At 61.3% G+C, this 6,725-nt stretch carries 5 protein-coding genes and 2 pseudogenes; 1 reads left to right on the top strand and 6 read right to left on the bottom strand.

Annotated features, from left to right (window positions below; translation table 11 throughout):
* Window positions 1-1,542, top strand: a pseudogene (locus EOA49_RS29125) (RTX toxin); the annotation flags it as partial.
* 193 nt (window positions 1,543-1,735) lie between these two features.
* Here the strand turns inward: EOA49_RS29125 and EOA49_RS29130 are convergent.
* The 6 genes and pseudogenes from EOA49_RS29130 to EOA49_RS32885 form a co-directional block, all read right to left on the bottom strand.
* Complete coding sequence (locus tag EOA49_RS29130; protein WP_082953725.1) at window positions 1,736-1,978, bottom strand: hypothetical protein; 243 nt, start codon at window positions 1,976-1,978, stop codon at window positions 1,736-1,738.
* 79 nt (window positions 1,979-2,057) lie between these two features.
* Window positions 2,058-3,059 carry a nucleotidyltransferase family protein gene (locus tag EOA49_RS29135; RefSeq protein ID WP_245433363.1) on the bottom strand — a complete coding sequence of 334 codons (1,002 nt, stop codon included), beginning with the start codon at window positions 3,057-3,059 and terminating at the stop codon, window positions 2,058-2,060.
* Window positions 3,050-4,198 carry a PqqD family protein gene (locus tag EOA49_RS29140; protein WP_067320667.1) on the bottom strand — a complete coding sequence of 383 codons (1,149 nt, stop codon included), beginning with the start codon at window positions 4,196-4,198 and terminating at the stop codon, window positions 3,050-3,052. Before EOA49_RS29140 ends, EOA49_RS29135 begins: the two co-directional genes overlap by 10 nt.
* Before the next feature lie 157 nt (window positions 4,199-4,355).
* On the bottom strand, window positions 4,356-5,360 hold the full coding sequence (locus EOA49_RS29145; protein ID WP_067320796.1) for a hypothetical protein: 1,005 nt from the start codon (window positions 5,358-5,360) through the stop codon (window positions 4,356-4,358).
* Window positions 5,361-5,368: 8 nt separating this feature from the next.
* On the bottom strand, window positions 5,369-6,202 hold the full coding sequence (locus EOA49_RS29150) for a hypothetical protein (protein WP_127240820.1): 834 nt from the start codon (window positions 6,200-6,202) through the stop codon (window positions 5,369-5,371).
* A 43-nt stretch (window positions 6,203-6,245) separates the two neighbouring features.
* A pseudogene (locus EOA49_RS32885) lies at window positions 6,246-6,725 on the bottom strand (O-antigen ligase family protein); the annotation flags it as partial.

The raw sequence follows: 6,725 nt of genomic DNA on the forward strand, positions 1-6,725 counted from the left end.
ATCAATCTCCAGGTGACAGCGACGTCGTCCGATGGCAGCAGCGCCACGAGCACCTTCACTGTCAGCGTCACGGCCGGCCAACAGCCCGTGGCCTTCAACACTCCGCCCGACTCCAACTCCGGCGCCAACCAGATCGCCGAGCTCGCCGCGGCGGGGGCACCGACAGGGATCACCGCTTCGGCCTCGGATCCCGATGCTGGGTCGACGGTCACCTACAGCATCAACGACACGCGCTTTGCCATCAATTCCAGCACCGGTGTCATCACGCGTTCGGGCACAGGCACGCTCGACTTCGAGACCCAGTCGTCCATCAACCTGACGGTGACGGCGACCTCCTCCGACGGCAGCACCGCCAACAAGAGCTTCACCCTCGCCGTCCTCGACAGCCCCGAACCGATCGCGTTCAACACGCCGCCCGATGCCAACTCCGGGGCCAACCAGATCGGCCAGAATGCCGCCGCCGGCACTGCCGTCGGCATCACCGCCTCGGCCAAGGATCCCGATGCCGGCTCGACGGTCACCTACACGATCGACGACTCGCGCTTTGCCATCAATTCCAGCACCGGCGTCATCACGCGATCGAGCAGCGGCACGCTCAACGCTCAGTCCGAACCGACGATCGATCTCCACGTGACAGCCACCTCGTCCGACGGCAGCATCGCCACGCACACCTTCACCGTCGGCGTCACCGCCACCCAGTTGCCGACATCCGTGACCTTGGCGCACACTATTCTGACTTCGCAGTGGTCACCGCCGAGCCCCGACCCGACCGATATCGTCTATATCTCCCATCTCGGCAAGCTGCTGGTGGCCGATAGTGAGGTGGAGGAGATGTCGATTTTCACCGGCAAGAATCTCTTCCAGATGAATCTGAACGGCACCCTGACGGGCACGCTCACCACCATCAATTTCTCGGATGAGCCGGCCGGGGTCACCTATAATCCGGCGAACCACCATCTCTTCTTCTCGGACGATACCGGCACGAAGAGCGTCTACGAGTTGAACCCGGGCAACGATGGGCTTTACAACACCTCCGACGATATCGTGACCTCGTTCAGGACCGCCGCGTTCGGCAGTACGGATGCGGAGAGTATTGCCTACGACACAAACCGCGGCGTGCTCTATCTCGAGGATGGCACAACCCATAGGATTTACACCATCGCTCCGGGCCAGAACGGCAGATTCGACGGCGTCCCAAGCACGGGGGGCGATGATGTCGTGACGAGTTTTTCTGAAGAGGCGCTCGGAACCCCTTCTGACGGGGGTATCGCGTATGATCCGGTCCACGACCTGCTTTATGTCATCGTGTCACGCACCTCCGTGGCAATGGTGACGCCAACCGGGGATCTGCTGGGCACACTCGACATCTCCGCCGCCAACGCGAAAAAGCCGGCGGGACTTGCCCTGGCGCCGAGCAGCGACGATCCGAGCCACCAAATGAGCCTCTATGTCGTCGATCGCGGCGTGGACAACGACTCGAATCCGACCGAGAACGACGGCAAGATCTATGAATTCCATTTGAACGATTGGCTGCTCGCCTGATCTGACAGGAACGATTTACGCTTGCGCCAACCCGGTCGCCGCCAACAAACAAAATACCCCGACCGCGGCGTGCCGCCAGCGATCGGGGTATCAAAATTGAAGCAAAGACGCGAAAGCGCGCCGCCGGGATCCATTTCCCCGCGACGCGCTTTTGGTTCTCAAAACGCTGCTTCAGCGACCCTGACGGTCAACCTTACGACTGGCCGGGAGGACCAATGTGAATATGATTGTTGTCGCCCCAGCCGTTGCCCGGGCGTGTTCCTCCCGATTTGGCGATCGCTCTGGAGTTCAGGCTGGTGCCGAGCAGAACCGTTATGGCCGGTGGAGTCACCGCCGCAAAACGCCCTGCCTTCTTGAGAAAGTCCCGGCGCGCCTGAGCCTCTGAAACGAGGACTTCCTGCGTCCTTTCCGAGCGTTTCGTGCTTTCGGTCGGCATGACGATTCTCCCATGCGGGTTCCAAAGTATCACAACAGCTTATGTCTCCCGATGCCAGGATACTAGTTCACCAAAAGGCTTAGATTTTCGCGCTTGGAAGCAAAAGCGTACGAGCGATGCGCCGCGCGAAATCGGACGAGCCCCCCCTCGCCGAACCCCTGGCGCTTAGAAACCGCCGCGTTCCCCAAATCAAATTCCCGGCCAGGCGCAACGGAGCGCCGATGATCGGGTGGGTTGCCGTGAAGACGCGCCTCCAGTGCTGGAAACGGACGATCGGGCGCCGCGCGCATCTTGCCGGGATCCTGGTTCCGAAGAAGTGATGCAAGGCCAGGAGCTGGGTATCCAGGGCATTGCGGGCGCTTCGGTCCGACATGGATGCCTGCAGCGCGCTCCAGTCCACGTTCTCGGTCTCCGCCAATTGCGCCAGGTCGTGAAGGTGCCTGAGATCAATCCTTCCGCGCCAATAGTCGCCCTCCTTAAACAGGTCGTGCACGATCCAGTGCAGAGCCCGGGACTGGGCAGTAGGAATATTCACCCACAAATCGTCGTGCTGGACGAGCTTGGGAGGTTCAAAGTCGATTGCCCGGCGCGCCCGGAGTTCCAGCATTCCGGCATCCTGCTCACGCGCCATGCCTCGCTCACCTGCCACCTCGACATAGCCGAGCTCTTCAAGGCAGATTTGGGCGGCCGCCTCGTTGGCCGGCTCCACGGCCAGATCGAGGTCGCTTGTCATCCTGCTGGGAGCCTGGCCTGCCGGCGCAAGGAACAAGGGAACAGCGCCCTTGAGCAGGAGCGGAACGATGCCGCGGCGATTGAGCGCCGCAACGGCTTCGCGCAGTTGCGCACGCAAGCGCAAGTTCCGCTCCCGATTGCAGTCATGAACGAACCGGAGATACTCGTACACGTCCTGCGGTAGCCGGTGGATCTGGCCGGCGCGCGCGAGGGAGGAGAACAAATCCGGCGTGAGCAAAGTGCGATTGGCCAGAGCGATTACGGCGTGCCAATCGGCCCGGTCGGCCGGACTGCCGCGAAGTCCGGCGATCAGAGCCTCGAGCGCGTTGCCTCTGTGTCTCACCGGCATGCCTTCGTGATCAGCTCTACTGCATCATCGAGCTTCGAATAATTCAGGCAATAGGTGCCCGCCGATCCGATGACTTCGGTCAGAGTGTCGAAGGCGCTGCCACTCAACTCTCGGCCGGGTGCGAACGCCCCGTTGAGCAGCACACGCAATGCGCTGGCCGGGTCGATCGGCTCGAGGCAAGCTTTCGCGTCGCGACCTCGACGAAGCTGGATTGCATAGCCGATTGGTATGGGAGAGGACGGCACGACCTCGCTGGGCACCGCAAACCGAACTCGCCTGCGGTCTGGCCGGCGACAAACCGGAACAGCGTCGAGATCGGGGAAGCGTTCGGCCAAAAGCGGCCATGCTCCTGCCTTGACGGCAGGCGCAAACGGCAGACCAATGCCATGTCCCCGGGAGTCCAACAGGGTCACATCGTCAGATACGAAACCGAACCCTGCATTGACCAGCGCCAGGGTCAACGTAGTCTTGCCTGCGCCCGGGTTGCCGCAAAGAAGCACGATGCGCTCATTTTTGAGAAGCGCAGCCGCGTGCAGAGCAAGTTCGTAGGCGCTGCGATCGAGGACCTCGATCAGCATTTGCCCTTTCACCATGACGGGCAGCTCGTCGGGCGCGCAGGAAAGAACCCAGTCGCCATCCCGGAACAGGTGGACCCGTCCTTCATGCTCGACCAGTTGGAACAGAATGTCGGCAGTCTCTCGTCGGACCTCAAGATGCCGGAACACGGCGACCGCGGGAAAGGCGCAGGCTGCAGGATACTCGATGCGTACGGAAAGGCCCGCGATCGCGACGACCTGGCTCACAGCCTCTCGAGCCGACACAGACGGCGGTGCGTCGGGCCGTATCAAGCTCAGCCGCTGCCAATCCCTCAGCGCGGCCTCGACATGCCTGTTTGCCTCGATCCCATCGACGCCGGCGCGCGCCATCTCGGCCGAAATGGCGCGCGGCGATGTTCCCTCTTCCAGGGAGCGCCAGATCTCGGCGGCAGTATCGTTGACGGCGAAGATGGCCCGCTGGGAAGGACTGAACAGGATATTCTGCCCCCTGACGCGTGCCAGCCGTCCCTGGGTCACAAACGTGGCCGGGATATGAGCGGTGGAGCCTGGCGGCGCCGTTCCGTTACCCGCCTCGTGATTCATCGAGTAGTCCTCTCCCCCTCTGCCGGAACGCGACGGCGGTCCAACCTGTCGTTGCGAAACAAGTACGTTCAATGGGCGAAGCGACAAGCGTTTCGGCAGGAGTTCACTTCGCCCAACACAGCTAAGCAACCGAATGTTTGCCCCCGAGTGCGACTTCTCACAGCGCTTCGTCGGAGAACCGGGCCACGTTCTGATGCGCCGCGACCCATTGCAGATGCGCCTTGTTCCAGTATTCGCGCGCGTCAGCGCCCGTCAGCACCTTGAAACCGGATGGCGGCAGCGGCAATTCCGAAGGAATTGGTTCGTCGGGCAGCCACAGCAACACGTTGTCCCGGCTTTCGATAGCCAGCCCCCAGGTTCTTTCCAGGCGACGGAGTCCACGCATGTTCACCGAAGCCAATGCGAAAACCGATCCCGTTATCCTCAGCCTGGGTGACTGATCGACGGCCTTGATAGGCGCCTGATGTGTGATTTCGCCCTTGGAGAGAAACGGGTGCATGCGAATGAGGGTTCGATCGATCTGCACTGTCTCCCCTGTCCCATCCCGCTCGTTTGAGGCAGGATCCACGCTGATCCCCGAAAAACAGCCGTCGAACAGGCAATCCTCGACAATGCCGCTGAGCAGGTAGTCGTTCTCCACCGCATCATCCCTGATTTCGCTGAGCCAGCAGCCTTTCAGGTGAAAGCCGTCGGCCCGCGCCGCGAAACGCACGCCATCCCAGCAGCGCCGCGCGCGCACACCTTCTATTGTCGCATTGGCGGTTCCGTCCCTGACCAGCAGAGCCGCGCTGTTGCAGTAGGTGTCGCGCCAATCGGAGGTCAGCGGCACCTGGCCGTCGAAGCGCCCCCCGATGAAATGAACGTCCGGACAGTTGCGGATGACCACCGGGTAGCGATTGACCGGCAGGTCTCCTTCGTCGCAGCCCATCATCGCGCTGGGCTCAGGATTTCTGCTGTTGGCGACTGTGAAGGAAGCATTCCGGGCATCGATTGTCGCCCCGGCTTCGAGATCCCGAAACATTTGTTGTTCGTAGCCATGCTCGCCCGTCAGAACGAGCTGCTTGCCCTCCGGCATCTGCCCGCCCTCCGCCTGGTACGCGCCCGGCAACAGGGCGAACACGGGAGACAGCCCAGCAAGACCCATGAATGAACGGCGGTTCATCCTCATCCTCATTGACCTGAAGAAAGGGATTGCCGATGCCGGTCGAGACAGGCCGAACGGACCGCCTCGAGAGCTCTCGAGGCCACGGCTTCGGGCGAAGCAAGCCTTTCGATGTCGATAGCCGCCAGCACGCCCATGCGATCTTCCGTTCCCATTCCCCGCTCAAGGGCGGCCGCCATTTCGCGGCAAGCCCGATCCGCCGCCGACCAAAGGTCGGGATCGCTGTCCGGAGATGTCCGTTGCAGCCGCGAGGAGCGATCGCCCCTGGTCAGGAGCCGGTCTCTGGCGATGCCGGTCTCGCTGCGCAGGTGGACAAAAACCATGTCATGCAATCCGACGGCAGAAAGCATATCCAGCCAATTCTCGGATGTTTTTCTGCATCTGCTCTTCAGCAATATGGACCAGAATCCCTGCAGCAACCCCTGATCCATTATGATTATTGAATTTCTTCTTGCCCTCTCATGCTGGATAAATGCGACCAGGCTGATAAGATTCCAGACAAGCCTGAAGGCATCAAGGCGCGACACTTGCCTGCTTTCGATGACGAAGCGGGCAATTCGAGCAAGCAACGAGCGAAACTCACGATCTAGCAGCCGAGGGGCGACAACGCCCATTCTGTGTATCTGCCTCTCGATGAATGTTCTTCCTTCCCACGCCACTCGCACGTCGCCTACCGGCGGGCCGCACCGTCGCAGGCTGTTCGCCAGCAGGCCGGAGGTGGTTGTCTTTCCGACCCCGGGCAGACCAAAGAACTCGACAAATCGAATGTCTGTCTGCAGCGCGCGTGCTTCGACGCTTGGCGGGAGGCTTGCCGCCAGGTCACCAAAACTGTGCGAAGTCATTGGATTTCGGGTGGTACGATGAACTCTTGGAGCGCCAATGAAGTCAAGGCGATGTGCGAGGGGCATACTCAACTTCAAGCAGCTGAGACCCGGTCCCGACATACAACCTCGGGGTCTTGGCAAGGCCGGTCTGCAGCGATCGCTGCATGCCGCGGTAGACTATGAGCAAAGCGAGCGGCAGCCAGAAGAAGGCCGCGGTTGACGGCCCGAAGGAATCGCTCATCTGGTTGGCGACCAAGTAGTTCCATACGGCGACCGATGTTCCGAGCACCATGACATTCACTTCGGTCGCTTGTTCGCTCCTGCCCCTGTCGACCAATGTGTGAAGAACGGCGCTGATTAGATACCCCACCACCAGCAGAACCATGATCACCACCAAGGCAAGGCCGGGCACTCCCAGCGTTCTAAAATAATCGATGAACAGGTTGTGGCTGTGCGGAGCGATGTCGCCCACCCATTGCCCTGCGCCCACGCCCATGAACGGATGCGACAGGCCCAGATCGATTGATATCGACCACAGTCG

It is taken from the genome of Mesorhizobium sp. M1A.F.Ca.IN.020.04.1.1 (assembly GCF_003997315.1).
Classification (GTDB): domain Bacteria; phylum Pseudomonadota; class Alphaproteobacteria; order Rhizobiales; family Rhizobiaceae; genus Mesorhizobium.

Bases quoted from the DNA above. Each gene is read 5' to 3' on its own strand.
- EOA49_RS29145 (WP_067320796.1), bottom strand. From the start codon at position 5,360: ATGAACCGCCGTTCATTCATGGGTCTTGCTGGGCTGTCTCCCGTGTTC.
- EOA49_RS29135 (WP_245433363.1), bottom strand. From the start codon at position 3,059: ATGCCGGTGAGACACAGAGGCAACGCGCTCGAGGCTCTGATCGCCGGA.
- EOA49_RS29150 (WP_127240820.1), bottom strand. From the start codon at position 6,202: ATGACTTCGCACAGTTTTGGTGACCTGGCGGCAAGCCTCCCGCCAAGC.
- EOA49_RS29130 (WP_082953725.1), bottom strand. From the start codon at position 1,978: ATGCCGACCGAAAGCACGAAACGCTCGGAAAGGACGCAGGAAGTCCTC.
- EOA49_RS29140 (WP_067320667.1), bottom strand. From the start codon at position 4,198: ATGAATCACGAGGCGGGTAACGGAACGGCGCCGCCAGGCTCCACCGCT.